The organism is Pseudomonas sp. StFLB209 (assembly GCF_000829415.1).
Classification (GTDB): Bacteria; Pseudomonadota; Gammaproteobacteria; order Pseudomonadales; family Pseudomonadaceae; genus Aquipseudomonas.
On sequence record NZ_AP014637.1, the window covers coordinates 5812308 to 5832208 of the forward strand.

The 19901-nt window shown below is 61.7% G+C and carries 19 protein-coding genes; 11 read left to right on the plus strand and 8 right to left on the minus strand.

Going from position 1 to position 19901, the window contains the following annotated elements:
• Positions 1-4 precede the first annotated feature (4 nt).
• From PSCI_RS25820 to PSCI_RS25830, 3 genes are all read left to right on the plus strand, one after another.
• A complete protein-coding gene (locus PSCI_RS25820; protein ID WP_045492473.1) occupies positions 5-931 on the plus strand; it encodes a sugar ABC transporter substrate-binding protein in 927 nt (308 codons plus the stop codon).
• 72 nt (positions 932-1003) lie between these two features.
• A complete protein-coding gene (locus PSCI_RS25825; RefSeq protein WP_045492476.1) occupies positions 1004-1372 on the plus strand; it encodes a hypothetical protein in 369 nt (122 codons plus the stop codon).
• A 1-nt stretch (position 1373) separates the two neighbouring features.
• A complete protein-coding gene (locus PSCI_RS25830; RefSeq protein WP_045492479.1) occupies positions 1374-1559 on the plus strand; it encodes a DUF1289 domain-containing protein in 186 nt (61 codons plus the stop codon).
• Positions 1560-1770: 211 nt separating this feature from the next.
• Here PSCI_RS25830 and yghX read toward each other — a convergent pair whose 3' ends face one another.
• The 4 genes from yghX to PSCI_RS25850 all read right to left on the minus strand — a co-directional run bounded on the left by yghX (position 1771) and on the right by PSCI_RS25850 (position 6690).
• Positions 1771-2658: a YghX family hydrolase gene (gene yghX / locus PSCI_RS25835; protein WP_045492481.1), complete on the minus strand. Its 888-nt coding sequence runs from the start codon at positions 2656-2658 to the stop codon at positions 1771-1773.
• 55 nt (positions 2659-2713) lie between these two features.
• Positions 2714-5098: a TonB-dependent siderophore receptor gene (locus PSCI_RS25840; RefSeq protein ID WP_052483539.1), complete on the minus strand. Its 2385-nt coding sequence runs from the start codon at positions 5096-5098 to the stop codon at positions 2714-2716.
• 109 nt (positions 5099-5207) lie between these two features.
• Complete coding sequence (locus tag PSCI_RS25845; RefSeq protein ID WP_045492483.1) at positions 5208-6164, minus strand: FecR family protein; 957 nt, start codon at positions 6162-6164, stop codon at positions 5208-5210.
• Complete coding sequence (locus PSCI_RS25850) at positions 6154-6690, minus strand: sigma-70 family RNA polymerase sigma factor (RefSeq protein WP_045492486.1); 537 nt, start codon at positions 6688-6690, stop codon at positions 6154-6156. The genes PSCI_RS25845 and PSCI_RS25850 overlap by 11 nt, the downstream gene beginning before the upstream one ends.
• 197 nt (positions 6691-6887) lie before the next feature.
• Here PSCI_RS25850 and PSCI_RS25855 point away from each other — a divergent pair, with 197 nt between their 5' ends.
• The 3 genes from PSCI_RS25855 to PSCI_RS25865 all read left to right on the plus strand — a co-directional run bounded on the left by PSCI_RS25855 (position 6888) and on the right by PSCI_RS25865 (position 10714).
• Complete coding sequence (locus tag PSCI_RS25855; protein WP_045492489.1) at positions 6888-8990, plus strand: TonB-dependent siderophore receptor; 2103 nt, start codon at positions 6888-6890, stop codon at positions 8988-8990.
• A 24-nt stretch (positions 8991-9014) separates the two neighbouring features.
• The gene (locus PSCI_RS25860) at positions 9015-9746 is read left to right on the plus strand and encodes a DUF4198 domain-containing protein (protein ID WP_045492492.1); all 732 of its coding nucleotides are present in this window, start codon (positions 9015-9017) and stop codon (positions 9744-9746) included.
• Between the two features lie 239 nt (positions 9747-9985).
• Positions 9986-10714 (plus strand): DUF4198 domain-containing protein, encoded by a 729-nt coding sequence (locus tag PSCI_RS25865; protein WP_045492495.1) that lies wholly within the window; start codon positions 9986-9988, stop codon positions 10712-10714.
• Between the two features lie 244 nt (positions 10715-10958).
• Here the strand turns inward: PSCI_RS25865 and PSCI_RS25870 are convergent, their stop codons facing one another.
• The gene (locus tag PSCI_RS25870; protein WP_045492498.1) at positions 10959-11399 is read right to left on the minus strand and encodes a thiol-disulfide oxidoreductase DCC family protein; all 441 of its coding nucleotides are present in this window, start codon (positions 11397-11399) and stop codon (positions 10959-10961) included.
• Positions 11400-11538: 139 nt separating this feature from the next.
• On the opposite strand from PSCI_RS25870, the gene PSCI_RS25875 reads away from it, so the two are divergent.
• The 3 genes from PSCI_RS25875 to PSCI_RS25885 are packed head-to-tail and all read left to right on the plus strand — an operon-like array spanning position 11539 to position 13627.
• Positions 11539-12033 carry a MarR family winged helix-turn-helix transcriptional regulator gene (locus PSCI_RS25875; RefSeq protein WP_045492501.1) on the plus strand — a complete coding sequence of 165 codons (495 nt, stop codon included), beginning with the start codon at positions 11539-11541 and terminating at the stop codon, positions 12031-12033.
• The gene (locus PSCI_RS25880) at positions 12023-12769 is read left to right on the plus strand and encodes a class I SAM-dependent methyltransferase (protein ID WP_045492504.1); all 747 of its coding nucleotides are present in this window, start codon (positions 12023-12025) and stop codon (positions 12767-12769) included. Before PSCI_RS25875 ends, PSCI_RS25880 begins: the two co-directional genes overlap by 11 nt.
• 51 nt (positions 12770-12820) lie before the next feature.
• A complete protein-coding gene (locus PSCI_RS25885) occupies positions 12821-13627 on the plus strand; it encodes a helix-turn-helix domain-containing protein (RefSeq protein WP_045492507.1) in 807 nt (268 codons plus the stop codon).
• On the opposite strand, the gene PSCI_RS25890 is transcribed toward PSCI_RS25885, so the two are convergent.
• The 3 genes from PSCI_RS25890 to PSCI_RS25900 all read right to left on the minus strand — a co-directional run bounded on the left by PSCI_RS25890 (position 13579) and on the right by PSCI_RS25900 (position 16468).
• On the minus strand, positions 13579-14238 hold the full coding sequence (locus tag PSCI_RS25890; RefSeq protein WP_144403339.1) for a LysE family translocator: 660 nt from the start codon (positions 14236-14238) through the stop codon (positions 13579-13581). The genes PSCI_RS25885 and PSCI_RS25890 overlap by 49 nt on opposite strands.
• Positions 14239-14369: 131 nt before the next feature.
• On the minus strand, positions 14370-15227 hold the full coding sequence (locus PSCI_RS25895; RefSeq protein WP_045492513.1) for a transporter: 858 nt from the start codon (positions 15225-15227) through the stop codon (positions 14370-14372).
• 281 nt (positions 15228-15508) lie between these two features.
• On the minus strand, positions 15509-16468 hold the full coding sequence (locus tag PSCI_RS25900; protein WP_045492516.1) for an AraC family transcriptional regulator: 960 nt from the start codon (positions 16466-16468) through the stop codon (positions 15509-15511).
• Between the two features lie 310 nt (positions 16469-16778).
• Here PSCI_RS25900 and PSCI_RS25905 point away from each other — a divergent pair, with 310 nt between their 5' ends.
• Together PSCI_RS25905 and PSCI_RS25910 are read left to right on the plus strand one after the other, a co-directional pair.
• On the plus strand, positions 16779-18038 hold the full coding sequence (locus tag PSCI_RS25905; RefSeq protein ID WP_045492519.1) for an MFS transporter: 1260 nt from the start codon (positions 16779-16781) through the stop codon (positions 18036-18038).
• Between the two features lie 82 nt (positions 18039-18120).
• Entirely contained in the window at positions 18121-19746 is a 1626-nt protein-coding gene (locus PSCI_RS25910) for a GMC family oxidoreductase (RefSeq protein ID WP_045492522.1), read from the plus strand.
• Positions 19747-19901: the final 155 nt, after the last annotated feature.

Here is a 19901-nt window from a genome sequence, read left to right on the forward strand (position 1 = left end):
CACCATGCGCTTTACCAAGCTTTTCGCAGTCACTGCCGGCTTGCTGTTCAGCTCCATGGCACTGGCCGAATACCGTATCGGGGTCAGCATCGCCAGGGTGGACGACAACTTCATGACTTACATCCGCAACGGCCTGAATGACGCCGCCCTCAAGGCCGGTGTGCAGATCCAGATCGAAGATGCTCAGGGCGACGTGGTACGCCAGCTTAACCAGGTGCAGAACTTTCTTACCCAGAAGGTCGATGCCGTCATTGTACTGCCGGCCGACACCGCCGGGGTCGCCCGGGTCACTGCGGCGGCGGTGCAGGCCAAGACCCCACTGGTATACGTCAATCGCCGCCCGGACCAGCCGGAGTTACCCAAGGGGGTGGTGGCCGTAGGGTCGCGTGAAGAAGAAGCCGGGCAACTGCAAATGGGCTTTCTGGCCGAGAAAATGGGTGGCAAGGGCAATCTGGCGATCATCATGGGTGACCTGGCACAGAATGCCACGCTGGGTCGTACCAACGGCGTGAAACAGGTGCTCAAGGATTACCCGGACATCAAGATCATCGAGCAACAGAGCGCTGAGTGGCAGCGCAGCCGCAGTATGGACCTGACCAGCAACTGGCTGTTGGCCGGAACCAAAATCGACGCCATCGTTGCCAACAACGATGAGATGGCCATCGGCGCGGCAATGGCACTGCAACAGGCGGGCAAGACCAAGGGATCGATACCGGTGGTGGGTATCGACGGGTTGCCCGATGGCCTGATCGCTATCAAGCGTGGCCAACTGGCAGCCTCGGTGTATCAGGATCCGAAAGCCCAGGCGGAAGGGGCAATGCAGGCCGCAGTGAAGCTGATCAAAGGCGAGCCGGTCGAAAGTGAAGTCTGGGTGCCCTTCCAGTTGATCAAGCCGGAACAGGTGGATCACTTCGCCCAACAAGCCAAATAAGGCGCGTCCACCTCTGCAAAAAGGCCGGTCCCGTGACACACTGGTCGGCCTTTTTCCACACTGCCACCTCGTATGTCCATATCCAAGCGCGAACAAGCGCACCTTGAACGCCTGCTGAGCCAGACCCTGACCGAAGCCTGCGAAACCGCCAAGGCCGAACTGCTCGGTTTCCAGTGGCTGACCCATGTGGTCGACTACGCCAACTTTCCGGACAGCCTGCAAGTCATCTGGGTGTTCGACAGCGAAGCCAACCGCCAGGCCGCATTGGCCGCCGGGCAGATGCAACGCATGAATGACTTTACCGCCATGGCCCTGAGTGAAGCCGGTGTGCGGCTGCAACAGATTGAACGGCATGTGTCCTGTGACAGCGAACAAGCCTGCCAGCACAGCCACGCCGGTGACTGGCAAAAACGCCTGGCGCGTCGTTCGAGACGCGCCTGAAATGGCCAAGGAAATCGACAACCCTTGCACGTCCCAATGCCAGCTCAGTGGCGAGCTGTGCGTCAGTTGCGGCCGGACCCGGCAAGACATCCGTAACTGGAAACGCATGAAACGCCCGGAAAAAATGGCCGCCGTACTGCGTGCCAGCCAGCAACTCAAAAACCTGCAAAAACGCAGCCGTAACTGATCCCCAGATAAGAGTGATACCGATCAGTTAAGCGATTTCGGATCTGGCTCGGTCCCGGTGGGAGGGAGTTCTACTCGCGACGAGGCCCGTGAAATCGGCACATTGGCTTCGAATGTACCGCCGTCTTCGCCTGCAGAGCTGCCTCCCACCGGGCCGAGTGGGCCTTAACCCGTATTGGCCCGCGATAGCACGGCGGTCCCGCCGCGCGCCTTCAAGCAAGATAACGCTTGAACCACTCCAGCGTCCGTTCCCAGGCCAGCCTGGCCGCTGCTTCGTCGTAGCGCGGCGTGGAGTCGTTGTGGAAGCCGTGGTTGGCACCTTTGTAGATGTAAGTCTGGTAGGTGGTGCCGGCCGCTTGCAACGCTTGCTCATAGGCCGGCCAGCCCTCGTTGATGCGGGTGTCCAGTTCGCCGTAATGAATCATCACTGGCGCCTTGATCCGCGGCACATCTTCGGCCTTGGGCTGGCGACCGTAGAACGACACTGCCGCGCCCAGCTCCGGATAAGCCACGGCTGCCGCATTGGCGACCCCACCGCCATAACAGAACCCCGTGATGCCGACCTTGCCGGTCGTGGCGTCATGGGCCATCAACCATTCCAGGGCGGCAAAGAAATCGTTGAGCAGTTTTTCCGGGTTGACCTGCTGTTGCAGCTCGCGGCCCTTGTCGTCGTTGCCCGGATAACCGCCCACAGAGCTCAGGCCATCAGGGGCCAGGGCGATGAAGCCGGCCTTGGCGACGCGCCGCGCCACGTCTTCGATATACGGATTCAGGCCGCGGTTTTCATGGACCACCACCACGCCCGGCAGTTTGCCGCTGGCCTTGGCCGGACGTACCAGATAACCACGTACCTGACCGTGGCCATTGGGCGACGGGTAGCTCACGTATTCGGCCACGATGTCCGGGTCAGTGAACGGCACCTGCTCGGCCAGCGCATAGTCAGGACTGAGCGCTGCCAGTACGCCGACGGCGGTCAGGCCGCCGGCAGTGAACTTCGCCGCCCGGTCGAGAAACTCGCGGCGGTTGATCTGGCCGTGGGCGTAGTAGTCGTAGAGCTCCAGCAGTTGCGGGGCGAAGTCTTTGGCGGTCAGTCTTTGCATCGGTGTACATCCTGTAGGTCGGTGAGCGCCATTCAAGCATAGTCCGGCCAGCCTCTCAGTAACTCAAGCTCAGGCTGGCCAGCACATGGGCCGGCTCGCCATAGTAATTGCCATCGGTTCCGGCCACCGTTTCGATGTATTTGCGATCGGTCAGGTTACGACCGTTGAGCGACAGTCGTACGTGCTCATTGAGGTCATAGAACAGGCCGGCGTCGAAACGCGCATAGCCGCCCACATCATAGCTATTGTCCAGATCACCCTCGCGCTGGCCGGCGAAGATCACTCCGCCAGCAAAACCCAGGCCGCGCAGACGGCCCTCTTGCAACTGGTAACTGGACCACAGCGAACCGCTGAGCGTCGGCACCCCGGTCAGGCGGTTGCCCTCAGCTATCACCGTGTCCTGGGTGACTTCGGCGTTCAGGGCGCTGAGGTTGCCAATAATCTGCCAGCCCGGCAGCGGGTTGCCGGTGACGTCCAGCTCGACACCGCGCACGCGCTGCTCGCCGGTCTGCACGGCGTATTCGCTGTCACTCGGGTCGCTGGCGGCAACGTTCTCGCGGACGATTTCAAAAGCGGCCAGGGTCGCGCTGAGCTGCTCGGGAATGATGTCGAATTTGGCGCCGACCTCATATTGCACGCCTTGTTCGGGGTCGAGCACCCGCCCGGTGCGGGTCTTGGCGGTCTGTGGAGAGAATGAAGTGCTGTAGCTGGCATACAGGGCCAACCAGTGCTCAGGTTGCCAGACCACCCCGACACGCGGTGACAGTTGCTCCGGCTCAACGTCGGTGCGGGTAATGAGGTCGTCGGCATCCAGCGCCTTACTGGTCTGCCGGGTGTCATCGTAGCGTGCACCGAGCAGCAGCTCCCATTGCTCGTTGAACTCGATCTGGTTTTGCAGGTAGAGGCTGTAGGACTGCAGGTCGTAGCGCACTCGCTCCTGGAAGGCAAAGCGCCCCGGCGTAGCGCCGTAGACCGGACTGAACACATCCAGTGATGCCAGCGAAGCCCGATAACTGGACGTGTCGCGCTGACCATCGATGTACTCGAACCCGGCCAGCGCCGTGTGTTGCACGGCGCCGGTGGCGAAACGCGCAATGGCCTCGAACTGCATGTCCAGGGTGCGAATGCGTTCTTCACCATCCGTGGCGCGCCGGTTGAGCGTCCGGCCGTCACTGGCCAGGCCGCGCAGGTCGACCACATAGCGATCCTTGTGCGAGTCATCCCAGCGGGTCATCTGGCGCAAGCTCAGCCAGTCATTGAGGTCATGCTCGGCGCGGTACCAGAGCGAGAATTTGTCGGCCTTGTCCCGTGCCCATGGCTCGTGCAGGTAGCGGTCGGCCGGCAGATTGATTTTGCCATTGACGGGAATCGCGCCGCGGTCAAACGGTGAGCTCTGGTCGATGTATTCCAGCCCCGTATCGACCCGAGTGCTGTCGCTGGGCTGCCAACGCAGCGCCGGGGCGATGTAACTGTGTTTGCTGTCGCGCAAGGTATCGCGAAAGCCGCGGTCGGTCTGGGTCGCGACGGTCAGCCGGCCGGCCAGTGTCTCGGCCGGGTTCAGTGCGCCGCTGGCGCTGGCTTGCAGACGATAGAAATCACCACTACCGGCCTGGAGCTTGGCGCTGGCCTGCGGGGTAAAGGACGGCTTGCGGGTCACCAGATTGATCAGCCCGCCGGGGTTGCCCCGCCCGTACAGCACCGAGGCCGGCCCCTTGAGAACTTCGACCCGCTCGACATTGGCCAGGTCGCTGAGCGCTTCCGGGCGCGAGGCCAACGGATTGAGCGGCATGCCATCAACCGCATAACCGGTGGCATGAAAACCGCGAATCACGAAGCTCTCCGACGAGCCGCCATGGCTGTTGCCGCGCTGCACACTGCTGACGTTGGCCAGCACATCGCCCAGGCGGTCAAGCTGTTGATCCTCGATGACCTGGCGTGGCACCACCTGCACTGACTGAGGAATATCGCGCAGCGCGGTATCGGTCTTGCTCGCCGTGGCGGTGCGCGTGGCGCGGTAGCCCTGCACCGGTCCTGCGGCGGTCTCGACCTGCGCGCTGCCATGAATGGTCGAAGGGGCCAGGTTCAGCGCCCCCTGCTCAGCCGGCTGGCGGAACAACAGCAGCGTACGCTCCGGGGTCAGGCTCCAGCCCAGCCCGCTATCTTGCAGCAGCTGGCGCAGCGCATCCTGTTCACTCATCACGCCCTTGAGCGCCGGGGCCCGCAGATCACGCGCCAACTCGGCATCAAAGCTGACCTGAATGCCACTTTGTGCTCCGAAGGCGCCCAACGCGCCAGCCAGTGACTGGGCCGGCTGGTCATAACGCTGGCGCTGCTCGGCAGCCACCTGGGCAGCCGTGCTCAGTAGCGCACATCCCAATAGCCAGCCCAGCGGCCAGCGGGATGAGGCGGGGCGAAACAGATGAACACGAGGCACGGGCATGGCAAAAATCCTTGATTACGTCTGGTTAGCATTCGAGATGAATTCTCAAATTCACCAGAAAGACGCCGTGCCCGGTATTTTTTTCCAGATTTCTGTTTTTGCGCTCAGATCACAACACCCGCAGCCACGGCGTAACGGTCTGCAGCGGCACGTTCAGCGAACGCGCCAGGGCCTGCAACGCCCGGTCCGGGTCGCGCAGATCGAACACCCCGCTGATGCGCCGACTGGCCAGTGCGGAATCGGCGACCACGATCCAGCCGGGCACATAGCGCTGCATGCGCCCGACGACCTCTGCAACGCTCAGGTCTTCGACATACAGCATGTGTTGGCGCCAGGCCGCGACCCGGGCCGGGTCGAGTGTCGAGCGCTGCACCTTGCCGCTCGCCCAATCGACCTGCAGCCGTTCACCCGGCAGCAAGCGCTCACTGAGTTGCAGAGACGACTGTTTACGAGCGTTCTCGACCTGCACCTGGCCATGCTGCAACGCGACCTCACTGCGCTGGCCCTGCAGATTCAGGTCGAATGCTGTGCCGAGCACCCGCACCGACATTTCTCCTGCGCTGGCAACAAAGGGCCGGGCAGGATCGGGCGCCACCTCGAAGTACGCCTGGCCCTTGAGCAGGGTGACCTGACGCGGCGACCCGGCCGACAGGCTGATGGCGCTGTCGGGAGCCAGCAGCACGCGGCTGCCATCGCTCAAGCGCACCTCACGGGTGATGGCGGTTGCCGTGCTGTAATCGGCGCGCCAGAACAGGCTGGCCTGTGGCGCTACAGCAATGATCAAGGCCAGCACGGCACCGGCCAGCGCCGCCTGGGGCCAGCGCCGTCGACGCCGGGACCCAGTGACAGGCCGTCTGGCAGTACGCAACGAGGGGTGAGCGACCGCCCGGGCCGGCACATCGCCCAACGCGCCCAGCATCGCCTGCATCTGTTGCCAGGCCTGCCGATGGCGTTCGTCAGCGGCCAGCCAGGCCTCGAACTCGGCATACGCCTGCGGCTCTTCAGCCAGGCGGATCTGCCAGTCGGCAGCCTGCTCCAGCGGATCGGTTTGCTGCTCAACGCTCATGTTTGCCTCCGTGCAGCGCCTGATCGTCACACTCCTGTACAAACGCGCGGGTCAGGCGCACCAGCGCATCGCGCAGCAGACGATGGGCACTGGTCACCGACACCCCAAGCTGCTCGGCAATCTGCGCCAGGGTGTAGCCGCCAAAGCGGTGCATCTCCAGGGCGCGCCGATTGGCGACCGGCATGCTGTCGAGCACGCTGGCAAGGCGTTCGAGGGCCATGCCGTGCTGCCAGGTGTCGGCCGGGTCGCTCAACACCGCCGGCAGCAGCCAGTCAGGCGGCGAGGCGTGCCGCGCCTGCTCGCGGGCACGGCTGCGGATCAGGTCCAGAGCCAGATTACGTACCACCCGGTAAGCATAGGCTGCGGGTTGTTCGATGGGTTCGCCCTGCCCGGCAATCAGCCGCACATAAGCTTCCTGCACGATGTCTTCGGCCTGCATGCGGTCACCGGTAATGCCATTGGCATAGTTGACCAGCTCACGACGCAAGGCGAGCAGTGCATCGAGATCCTTTGCCGAATCTGCCATTGATCCGCTCCATTTACCCAGCCACCACGGCGCCATAGGAACGCTGTCGAAAAGTGCGCCAGCTTAATGGCAAACGATAAGCATTGCCAATTGCAATAATGGGCAGGTTCGAAATAGGCGGATCACTGCAAAAACAAATAGCAATAATTCCTGATAGGGATGTTATATTGTATCTATAACGATCAGGAACCCTCGCAATGTCCTCCCGCACACTCGCCTCTTTTGCCGGCTTCGCCTTTGGCGTGCTCGGCGCGCCGCTGTACGCCGCAGACCCCATTGAACTCGATAGCGTGACGGTCACCGCCGATCACGAATACGAAACCGCGACCAGTGCGGTGAAAGGCTATCGCGCCACGCGCTCAGCCACGGCGACCAAGACTGACACGGCGATCAAGGACATCCCGCAGTCGATCAGCGTGGTGCCGGCCAGCGTACTCAAGGATTTGGGCACCACCCAGGTAGAGCGTGCGCTGGATTACGCCGGCGGTGTGTCGAAGCAGAACAACTTCGGCGGCCTGACCCTCTACGAGTACAGCATCCGCGGCTTTACCACCTCGGAGTTCTACAAGGATGGCTTCAGCGCCAACCGCGGCTACCCCGCCACCCCGGACGCCGCCAACATCGAGCGCATCGAAGTGCTCAAGGGGCCTGCGGCCAGCCTGTATGGCCGTGGCGATCCGGGCGGCACCGTGAACATGGTCACCAAGCAGCCGCAACAGCAAGCCTTCACCACCCTGCAGGCCAGCGCCGGCAGTTGGGATCGCTACCGCACCGCGCTGGACGTCAACACCCCGCTTGATGCCGACGGCAAACTGCTGAGCCGGGTCAACCTGGCGGTGGAAGACAATCACAGCTTCCGCGACCACGTCGAGAGCCATCGGGTGTTCGTCGCCCCGTCGCTGCGCTGGGAGCTTGACCCTGACACCACGCTGCTGGTGCAGACCGAGTTCGTGCGCCACGACTCGATCTTCGACCGTGGCATTGTTGCGCCCAACAACCGCTGGAGCGGTGTATCGCGTTCGACCTTTCTGGGTGAACCGAACGACAAGATCGACAACGACAACAACATGATCCAGGCCGCGCTGGACCATAAGCTCAACGACAGTTGGTCGGTGCGCCTGGCCAGCCATTACAAGCAGGGTGAACTGTCGGGTTTCGCCAGTGAATCGCGGGCGCTGAACGCCGATGGCCGGACGGTCAACCGCCGTTACCGCGAGCGCGACATGAACTGGCACGACAGCATTACCCAACTGGAACTGCGCGGTTTCTTCGACACCGGTGCCCTGCAGCATGAAGTGCTGATCGGCACCGAATACGAGAATTACCGCAAGAACGAACGAGTCACCGCCATCGCCGGCAGCGCTTACGCGATCGACATCTACAACCCTGTCTACGGCCAGGCCAAACCGACTGGCGCGCGTTCCGGCACCGACTTTTTCGAGCACGTAGAAAGCCGCGCGCTGAACCTGCAAGACCAGATCATCTTCACCGACAAATTGCGCGGCATGATCGGCGCGCGCTACGAGCACTTCGACCAGCAGATCGACAACTACGCCGGCAACGCCACCCAGCAGCAGCGTCATGACGCGTTCACCCAACGCGCCGGCCTGCTCTACCAACTGACCCCGCAAGTCGGTCTGTTCGCTAACGCCTCGACCTCGTTCAAGCCCAACAACGGGCTGGATGCGGCGGGCAAGAGCTTCGATCCGGAAGAAGGGGTCGGGTACGAGGCCGGGATCAAGGCTGAACTGTTCGACCAGCGTCTGAGCACCACCCTGGCAGCGTTCCATATCGAAAAGGAAAACGTCCTGGCGCTGGACCCTGGCAGCGACACCAGCCGCGCCATTGGCAAGGCGCGCAGCCAGGGCCTGGACCTGCAATTGAGCGGCCAGCTTACCGACGCGATCCGGGTCATCGGCGCCTTGGCGTACGTGGATGCCGAAGTCACCAAAGGCGACCGCAGCATCCCGGCCGGCAGCCGCATTCTCGGGGTGGCCAAGCGCAGTGGCAGCCTGTTGGGCGTGTATGAGTTCCAGGAAGGCCTGCTGCGCGGTTCAGATGTCGGCGCGGCCTTCAGCTACGTGGGCGACCGCTCCGGTGAAGCGGGCACTTCGTTCGAACTGCCGGCTTACCACACCGTTGACCTGCTGGCTCACTACAAGGCCACCGACAACGTCACTGTGGGCCTGAACCTGAACAACATCTTTGACGAAAAATATTACGAGCGCTCCTACAGCAACTACTGGATTGCCCCCGGCGAACCTCGTAATTTCACCGTCAGCCTCACCCTTAACCTCTGATCAACAACAAAAAAAGGATTCATCATGCGCGTGACTCACTCTCTGCTGGCCTTGAGCGTCATCAGTGCGGCGCTGTTTGCCGGGCAGGCAGGTGCCCATGGTCTGTGGACCGAACAACGCCGCGGCAATATCGAAGTGGTCTACGGCCATGGCGCTGAAGACAACGCCTTCAAGGCGCAAAAAGTCGCCGGGGCCTGGGCGTACGACCTGGCCGGCAAGCAGATTCCGGTGACCGTCGAACGACTGGACGACCACGCCCGCCTCAAGCCGCTCAAGCCTGCGGCGGTGATGACCGTGGCGCTGGACAACGGCATGTGGACGCGCAACAAGGACAAGAAATGGATCAACGAAGGCCGTAGCAAAGTGCCCGGCGGCACCGACTCGATTCACACCTTCAAGTACAGCCTGGCGATCTATGAGCATGACGCCAAACTGCCGAATCTGGACAAGCTGAAGATGGTCATCGTGCCGCAGGCCGACCCGCTGGAAGTTGGTCCGGGCAAGCCACTGCCGGTGCAGGTGCTGATCGACGGCAAGCCGGCCGCCGGTATCAAGCTGTTTGGTGACTACCGCAGCGAACCGGACACAGTCAGCGCTGAAACCGATGCTGAAGGCCGCGCCAACGTGATCATCCGCAATGAAGGCCTGAACATCATCGCCGCTGAAGCGACCTTGCCGGTCAAGGGCGACGCGGATATCGAAGCACGCGGGCTGTTCACCTCCCTGACCTTCGTGGGTAAAGAGCACCACGACTGATTGACCCGCGTTATCTGCCCGGCGAACCTGCCGGGCAGCTTCTGCCTGTTGCTCTCCCCTCCCCTGGGACAAGCGCTGCGCAGAACCCTGACAGCCTTGAATCACCCTGTTACAAACAAGTAACAAGATGTTGTTGTGCCTTGCTGCGATCACTGAGATAACGGGAATCATTTTCAGTTACGCCATTACACGAATGGCTCCACTGCCCGCTTTCTCAACCTGATCGACAAGGATCGACCATGCGCCTCAAACCCTCCCTGCTCGCCCTGAGCCTGATCGGCAGCACTCTGTTCACAGCCCAGGCCAGCGCCCACGGTCTGTGGACCGAACAACGCCGTGGCAATATCGAAGTGGTCTTTGGCGAAGGCGCTGAAGACACCGCTTACAAGCCGGCACAAGTGACCGCTGGCTGGGCCTGGGACAAGACCGGCAAACCGGTTGCCGTGACCATCGAGCCGCAGGCTGACCACGCCCGCCTCAAGCCGGCTGGCGAAGCAGCCGCAGTGGCAGCTGAACTGGACCTGGGGGTGTACACCAAGGGCAAGGATGGCAAGTGGGTCAACCAGCCACTGTCCAAAGTCCCCGGCGGCAGCGACGCCGTGCAGGCCCGCAAGTACAGCCTGGCGATCAACGACCACGTGAAACTGCCGGCGCTGGACGCCCTGAAACTGGTCATCGTGCCCCAGGCCGACCCGCTGGAAATCGGCGTTGGCAAACCACTGCCGGTCAAAGTGCTGCTTGACGGTAAACCCGCCGCCGGCATCAAACTGATCCCGGACTACCGCAGCGCGCCGGATGAAACCAGCGGCGAAACCGACGCCCAGGGCAACGCTCAGGTGGTGGTGCGCAACGCCGGCCTCAACGTAATAGCGGCCCAGACCAGCGTTGAAGTCAAAGGCAACGCCGACTACAGCAAACGCGCGCTGTTCACCTCGCTGACTTTTGTGGGTGAAGAGCACCACGATTGATGCCCAGGGCGCATTGATTGCGCCTGCGCGGGATCCTTGCAGGAGCGACCTTGGTCTGGGCGGCACTCCGACGAAGGTGGCGTGAAACCGACCGCTAATATGCTGATTTCACTGGCCCTTTCGCGAGCAAGCTCGCTCCCACAGGGCAGCAACAAGGCAGTGAAGCATACCGCCTTAACTGATCGGCATTAGTCCTGCGGGGCCACTGTCTTCGCGAGCAACCGGAGCACCGGGGGCTGACGTGCTACAAAAACCGCTTTTGATGATCAGCCGTCGGCAACAGGCACTGGTCGTACTTGCCAAACCAGCGATAACGGTTGCGCGCTATCCAGGCGTAACCGGTGTCACGCAGCCGCACCGGCAGCCACCTGAACACCCCAAGCAGCGGCCAGCCACCCGGCAACTGCCGTAGAACCTCGAAAAACGCATCAGAGCGCAGCCAACAGTGCCGGTCGCGAATCACCGCCATGGTTTCAAAACGATCCAGCGGTAAACCGGCCCAGGCCAACAGCGCCTGCCCTTCGGGCGATTGTACGGTGGCCAGCCGCACACGCTGGTGCTGATCGTGGCGGATCAGAAACCTCGCCCAACCGTTGCACAGCTTGCACACCCCATCGAACAGCACGACGGTTTCTCCTGGCGCCAAGAGTGGCGCCGGTTCAGGACGCAGCAGAGCGTTGGGCATCGACAGATCCTTCACAAGATGATGCAGCGCCTCACCTTACTCCACGCGCCGCTTGCCAGGCCAGCACAGGTTCTGAAACAGCGCTTGCCAATTACATTAGCGCTAATGTAGTTTTCACGCATTGCCCAAGGAGGCCCGCATGTCCGAGAAAAAACAACCCGGCCTGGGTGAACTGCTGCGCTATGTCAACGAATTGGTAGAGCACGGCGCGCAACACCACTACCAGCAGATGGGCCTGGACTACCGGGCGCGCTTCACGCCGGTGCTGCGTGCCATTCAGGCCGGCGCCAGCACCGTGACGCAGATCACCGCCCACAGTCACCTGACCCAGGGCGCGATCAGCCAGACGGTGGGTCAGATGGAGAGCGAGGGCCTGATTGCTCGCCAGCGTCAGGCAGATGCACGTATGAGCCGCATCGAGCTGACCGCCCACGGCCAGCAGTTGATCGCCCGCCTTGAGCAGCACTGGGCAACCACTTTTCAGGTGATCGAAAACCTCGAACAGGAGATCGGCTATCCGCTGTGTCAGGCACTGCAACACGCCGCTCGGGCGCTGGAGCAGAAAGGCTTTGCCCAGCGGCTGACAGAACTGAAACTCAACCACTGCGCAGGAAAAGCACTCAATGAGCAATAACTGGTTCGATCAGGGCGCGGCTGATTACTCGCGTTATCGGCCTCACTACCCTGCTGCACTGAGCGAATACCTGGCCAGCCTCGCGCCGAACCGGACCCTGGCGGTGGACGTCGGTTGCGGCAATGGCCAGCTCACTCAGCAACTGGCCGGGCATTTTTCGCAGGTCGCAGGGTTCGACCCCAGCGCCGAGCAGATCGCCCACACCGTGGCGCATAGCAATATCACTTACCAATGCGCCCCGGCCGAAAGCATTCCGCTGCCCGACCAAAGTGCCAGCCTGATCACCGCCGCCCAGGCCGCGCACTGGTTCGACCTGCCGGTGTTCTACAACGAGGTACGGCGCATTGCCGAGCGCGGCGCGGTGCTGGCACTGATCAGCTATGGCGTGCTGGGTCTTGAAGGCGAATTGGGCAAGCGCTTTGCGCAGTTCTACTGGCAAGAGATCGGCCCGTACTGGCCGGCCGAGCGCAAGCTGGTCGACGAGGGTTACCAGACCCTGGCGTTTCCCTTCGAGCCGGTCACTGCACCTGCCTTGAGCATCAAACTGGACTGGGACTTGCCCGCGTTTCTGGGCTATGTCTCGACCTGGTCGGCGGTGCGCAAGGCCCAACAGGACGCTCAACAGGACCTACTGCTGCGCTTTGCCCAAGACCTGGCGGCCATGTGGGGCGATGCAACCGACACCAGAACCATCAGTTGGCCGATCAATATGCGGGTGGGCAAGGTGTTGTCATAGAATCCGCACCTGCCAGATACTGGCTGCACGCACGTTTGAGACAGCCTGCCCATGCCTGTGACACTGGAACATCTGACCCGCATCGCGCACATCGAGTGCTCGAAGGTAACAGCGCAGAACACCGGCTACCCGAAACATGCCCATGAAGAGTATGTCATCAGCGCCAACCTGCGCGGTCACGAACGGATCTGGTTCGACGGTCGCCAGCAGCAGGTCAGTCCGGGTCAGGTCACGTTGTACAACCCCATGACCATTCAGGCGTCGGAGTTTACCGCCGAGGGGGTGCAGTTCATCAGCCTGCACCTTGACGCACAGACGCTGCACTCGGCACTCAGCGAAACCGCCAGCACGCATGCCCTGCCGATTCTGCACGAAGGCGCGCTGAGCGATACCGCACTGTTCGGTGCCATCACCGGGCTTTATCAGTGCCTCGACACGCTTGATGTTGAAGAAGCGTTGCTGAGCCTGGTCAGCGAGCTGGCGCGGCTCACGACGTCGGCCGCCAAGCCAGCGGAGCCGGCGCGCGTCGGGCAGTTGATCCGCTTCATGCAGGCCAACCTCAATGAACCGCTTGAACTCGAAGACCTCTGCGCCGAAGCCAACGTGTCAAAGTTTCATCTGGTACGCAGCTTCAAGGCCGCCGCGCAGTTGCCGCCCATGCAGTATTTCCAGCAGTTGCGCCTGATCGAAGCCCGCAAGCGTCTACGCCATGGCGAGCCGCCGGCACGGGTTGCCGCAGAGCTGGGCTTTTTCGATCAGGCCCATCTGAGCAACGCCTTCCGTAAAGTGATGGGCGCATCGCCGCTGGGCTACAGCTCGATGCTTGCTGGCGGTGAAGCCGGGAAAAACTCCAGGTAGCCGGTGAGCACGACGTAAACGGCAAAGTAAGCAAAGATCAGCGCCGAGCCGATGTAGGTGTACTTCATCAGCCGCGGCCCCAGCAGCCGCCCACCCTGTGCCGCCAGCAGGCACAACGCGCATGCCCAGAACACCCCGGCAGTGAAGAACCCGCCGAGGAACAGGCCGGCGCCGGTCATGTCGGCGCCTTGCCGGGCGATGATTGCGCCGCCCACTGCAGCGAACCACAGGATTGCGCTGGGCGACGACATCGCCAGGATGATGCCGCGAGAAAACAGCGCCAGGTTGCTCCGGCCCCACTGATCACCCGCCGCCTGCAGGTTGTCTGCACGCACGTTCAGGGCGCTGCGCAGCATCTTCACACACAGGTAACCGAGCACCAGCGAACCACCGAGCCACAGCACCCAGCGCACCCACTCGATCTGCAACAGGACAGCCATCCCGGCCATGGCCAACACCGCGTAGAGCAGATCACCGACACAGGTGCCGATGCCCAGCCATACGCCCTGGGAAAAACCGCGCTGCATCGCCAGATTGATCATCGCCATATTGGCCAGGCCAATCTCCAGGCACAGCGAAAGGCTGAGCAAAAAACCGTTACCAAATTCCATCATCGTTTCCTTGAACAACTGCCAGACAGGCGCCCGCCGTGAACGTGCAGGATCAGCGCAGCGCCATCAAAACAGCCTGCCCAGGACAAGTCTTGGAAAAAATTGCTCAGTGAAACACGCAGGCGCTTGTATCAGTAGAAATAGGCCAGGCGAAACTGCAACGAATGGTCGATCTTGACCCCTTCACGAATCGAAGTATCCCGCTGCACTTGCCCCAACACCTGTAACTGATTACTGAGCATGGTCGCCACGGTAAAACCTACAGTGCCGTTATCGTGACGGCTTGCCAGTGTGCGCCCGTCCAGTGTTTCTCTGGCGCCCCAGTTATGCCGGTAAGACAGCGCCGCGTAGGTTTGCGGGGTGAAGTTGTAGCGCAAGTGGTTGTGCAGTTGCAGCAACGGCTCTTTCTTTGCGTCAGTGGAACGCTGATTGTCATAGAACTCGGTCTCGGCGATCACGTCCCAGGTGATGCGGTCGGTCAGGCCCTTGATATAGCCGACCTGCAGGTCCAGTGCCCAGCGGTTATTGCTCAAGGCAAAGCCCTGGTCTTTGTCTGCACCGTTGGGGGCCGTGACAAACACCGACCAGCCCAGATGTTCATTACGCGCCTGATCAGCGATGGTCCATACCGTACCGCCGAAAGTGATGTCACCGATGCCGGTGTTCTTGCTGTCGATCAGACCTACCTCCTGATGCCCGAACGGGATCACGATCTGCGGATCCCAAGTGTAGCCAGTGCCAAAAAAATCCGTGAAGTGGATCAGGCGCAACACACCCACGGTCATTTTCAGCCCCAGGTCATCGGCAACTTTTTCGCCACCGGAATACTGCGCCTCCCCCCGCGGATTCTGTTGATAGAGCACGACGGCGTTAGTGCCCTTCGGTAACGCGGTGTAATCACCGGGGTCGGGACGCACATCCGCCTGGGCGAACTGAGCCGCCATCAGCAAGCCAAAACTTGCACACGAGCAAGAGCCAATGTTTCTCATGACCAACCTCATTTATTGTTATGGTTAGTTGTCATCGCGCACACATACCCCGGCACGTTTACATGTACCTAGAGGCCATGAAGTTGCTTGATCAGTTATTTAAAATTTGACCGCCGTGACAGTGCGCTCAGGGAAACTGGCCATCACCCTGATAACAAGATGACGGTTATCCCCTGCTACACACCGGCTTACCGTGATATTAAACAACCCATCAGAAGTGCCTGTTTGACCCGCGCGGCCACGATTGTTGGCATTTTCTGCCAATCCGGTGGCCAGCTACATCAACCCCGCCGTACTTCGCTGGGCGTCACGCCATAACGCGCCTTGAAAGAGCGGGCAAAGTGCGCCTGGCTGGAGAACCCGTTGCAATAGGCAATTTCAGCCACACCCAAACGCGCGCCCATAGGCGAAGCGAGCATTTGCCGGGCACGCGCCAGGCGCTTTTCCAGCAAGTAACGGCCCGGCGCCCCGCCTTCCTGGGCGAACAACCGCGCCAGGTGGCGACTGGAGACCCCGGTGGCCGCCGCGACCTGCTCGCAACTGAGCGCCGGGTCATCAAGGTGCTGCTGAATATACTGTTTGGCAGCCAGCAGGTAGGCCGCGCTCAGCGCGCTGGCCCGGTGCTCGCCGGCGTGGTCGCTGATGATGCTGGCCAGCAGGTCGTAAGTCTCAGTCTGGAAGCGAGCGGCCTGTTCATGACGGGGGGCATCGAAAAAGCCATCGACCCGCTCACCCAATGAGCGAACCAGCAAGCGTTGCACCGGACTTTCGGCGCCCACTCTGACCGCGCCCTGCAAATCACGCAGGCAGTGTTCGGCAAAGTCACTGGCCGGCATATCGAAGATAAACAAACGCATCGGCCCGGAAAAACCAAACAGGTAAGGTTTGTCATTTCGATAAAGCAACAGGTCACCGGGCTGTAACAGCAGACAATTGTCGCCCTGGTAAAAGAACGACTGACTGTGCTGCACCAACGCGACAAAGATGGACTCGCTGGGCGTCGACCGAATCATCGGCAGGCTGCGTTCGACCACATGTTCATTGCCGTCGATGCGCGCCAGCCGTAATCGATCAAGACACAGGTTGTCTTGGGTGGCCGTCAATCCTGTCTGGGCAAAGGACGAACACTTCAGGCCAACCAGAATCGACGCATTGTAGTCATCCCAAAAAGCCAAGCGTTGCTCGACAGGTAGATCGAGGGTGCTGGCTCGCCGTGTTTCAAGCACTGTCGTGGCAGGCATTTTATTGTTCTCTGTATGGCAGGGCATCGAAGCCGCAAACACATGATTAACATGTGAACATTCAAGCGTCAACGGTCGCACTTTTACCCTTTCCAGCCTTTGGGAAACCGATGTCAGGAAACCACAAACATCCTGACCGTTCAGATCAAACCCCGATTTCGGGCCGCAGATAGAGTTTGTCTGGCCCTGACAAGACCGGGAAAAACCATGCTCACCACCTTGCGACAGCGCGCTGCCCGGCCACCCTGAGCACGCCCTTGAGCTAGACGATTTTCTGCCTCTGTGACTGGCCCCTGGCCTGGAGAACGACATGGCGTATAAAAATAATACCGCCCGCTATGAAAACACTTTGCTGTGCATCCTGTTCCTGACTTTCGGCTTCGTCTTTTTCGATCGTCTGGCGCTGTCTTTTCTGTTTCCGTTCATGCAGCAGGAGCTGCAACTGAACAACAGCCACTTGGGCATGCTGTCTTCGGTACTGGCGCTGGCCTGGGCGATTTCCGGGCTGGTGGTCGGTGCCTGGTCCGACCGCCACGGCAAGCGCAAGCCGGTGCTGATCGTGGCGGTTATTCTGTTTTCACTGTGTTCGGCAGTGTCCGGGCTGGTCGGAGGGTTCCTCAGCCTGCTGCTGTTTCGCGCCATCATGGGGCTGGCCGAAGGGCCGATCCTGCCGTTGTCGCAATCGCTGATGGTCGAGGCGTCATCGCCGCATCGGCGCGGCCTGAACATGGGCCTGCTGCAAGGCTCGGCCGCCGGCCTGCTCGGCGCGGTGGTCGGCCCACCAGTGCTGGTGGCCCTGGCCGAGGCATTCGGCTGGCGTCACGCGTTCATCGTTTCGCTGCTGCCTGGGCTGCTGATCGCCTGGCTGATCTGGCGCTACGTAAAACCTGACGAACCACGCCCGGCGGCGCAGCCCACCAACAGCGAAACCGGCAAAGTCAGCATTTTTGCCCTGTTGAAGATCCGCAACATCATGCTCTGCACGTTGATCAGCTGCACCTTCGTCACTTGGTTTGTAGTGCTGATCTCTTTCACGCCGATCTTTCTGGTCAGCATCCGTGGCTTCAGTGCCAGCACCATGGGCACCCTGATGAGTTGCCTGGGCGTCGCCTGGGTGATCTGGGGCTTCGGCGTGGCGGCGATATCCGACCGGCTCGGCCGTCGTCCGACCCTGGTGATTTTTTCGCTGCTGGCGGCAGCCTGCCCGATTGCGCTGCTGTATGCGCCCGATGCCATCAGTCTCGGTGCATTGCTGGTGCTGACCTACACAGGGCTGGGCTGCTTCACCCTGTTCATGGCCACCATTCCGGCAGAGACCGTGGCCCGCGGCAGCATCGCCACCGCGCTGGGCCTGATCATGGGCCTTGGCGAACTGATTGGCGGCTTCGTGGCACCGACCATCGCCGGCTTTGCCGCTGACCGCTTCGGCCTGTCAATCATCATGTGGATCTCCTGCGGCGGCGCGCTGCTGGCCGGTTTGCTGTCGCTGTTTCTGCAAGAAACCGCACCCGCCGTGCTGGCCCGCAAAAACCTTGCGGGCGCTCTGCCCGCCAAGACAGGCCAGGCCTGATACCCGACCCAGACCAGAAAAAACGTGGAGCCCGCGCGCGTGCGCGGGCTTCACCAGCACTTGGCATTATGAGGTACACCCTATGACCACCCTCACTCAACGCAGCTTCGACTACATCGTAATCGGCGCAGGTTCCGCCGGCTGCGTACTGGCCAACCGACTGTCAGCCGACCCATCGGTTTCAGTCTGCCTGGTGGAAGCCGGCCCCAGCGACCGCACCCCGCTGCCGGCCGGCTACATCCGCACACCCGCCGGGATCATCCGCCTGATCGCCAACCCGAAGTGGAACTGGATGCACCGCTTCGCGCCGCAGAACGGCGTCACCAACCCCGAAATCCCCTGCCCGCGCGGCAAGGTCTGGGGTGGCTCCAGCGCAATCAACGGGATGATCTACATCCGTGGTGACCGCAATGACTATGACCGCTGGGCCGCTGCGGGCAACCGTGGCTGGAGCTACGATGAGTTGCTGGCGTACTTTCGCCGCAGCGAACACTTCGAGCCGGGCGAGTCGCAATGGCATGGCCGTGGTGGCGAACTCAACGTCGCCGAGCAGCGCAGCCCAAGCCCGGTCAATCAGGTGTTCTATGAGGCCGCCGCCGAGCTGGGCTGGCCTTATAACGCCGACTTCAACGGCGAGCAACAGGAAGGCATCGGCCCGTTCCATGTCACCCAGATCAACGGCGAACGCTGCAGCGCCTCCAGAGCGTTTCTGCATCCGATCCTGCAACGCCGCAACCTGACCATTCTCAGCAGCACCCTGACCCATCGGGTACTGCTGGAGGGCAAACGGGCGACCGGCGCCGAAGTCAGCCACGACGGTGAGGTGATAAAACTGCTGGCCAACCGTGAAGTGATTCTCAGCGCCGGCGCGATCAACTCACCCCAGTTGTTGCTGCTGTCCGGTATCGGCCCGGCTGCCGAACTGGCCCGTCACGGCATTGCGCAACAGCACGAACTGCCCGGTGTCGGGGAAAACCTGCAGGACCATCAGGACGTGGTGCTGATGTACCGCTCAGATGCCGAGCTGGGCTACGGGCTCAGCAGCAAAGGCATCGGCAGGCTCGCGCTGTCGCCATTGCAGTATCTGTTTGGCCGCCGTGGGCCGATGACTTCGAACACCGTAGAGTCCGGTGGTTTTCTGCGCCTGGACCCACAAGCCGCCTCACCGGAAATCGGCGTGATCGTCGCCCCGGCGCTGAAAAACCAGCCGCAGCGCGTCATCCCGGTCGGTCACGGTATCAGCCTGCATGTGGCAGTGATGCACCCGCGCAGCCGCGGGCGGATCGGCCTGAACTCACCAGACCCGCATGACAAACCGCTGATCGAAGCCAACTTTCTCAGCGACCCGGCGGACCTCGACACGCTGGTTCAGGGCGTGCAACTGATCCGCAAACTGGTCGCCACCGAGAGTTTTGCCCGACACCTCAAGGGCGAACTGGTGCCCGGCCCGCAGGTCACCAGCCGCAGCCAGATCGAAACCTGGATTCGCGCCAATCTGGGCACGGTGTTCCACCCGGTCGGCACCTGCAAGATGGGCCACGACGACCTGGCGGTGGTCGACGATCAACTGCGTGTACACGGGCTTGAGGGCCTGCGGGTGGCCGATGCCTCGATCATGCCGACGCTGATCACCGGCAACACCAATGCCCCGGCGATCATGATCGGCGAGAAAGCGGCCGATCTGTTGTTGGGCAAGTCGATTGCTTGAGGCGATTTGGGCGGCGGGCACGTGTGTTCTGTTCAGCGCCGGCTTGCCTGCTGCCTGCACCTGGGGCGCTGGCGAGGCATATGCCGGACGCTATTGCAGGATAACGCTCAAGCCAGCCAACTCGTCGCCGATACTGTGCGCAACCTTGCAACTGT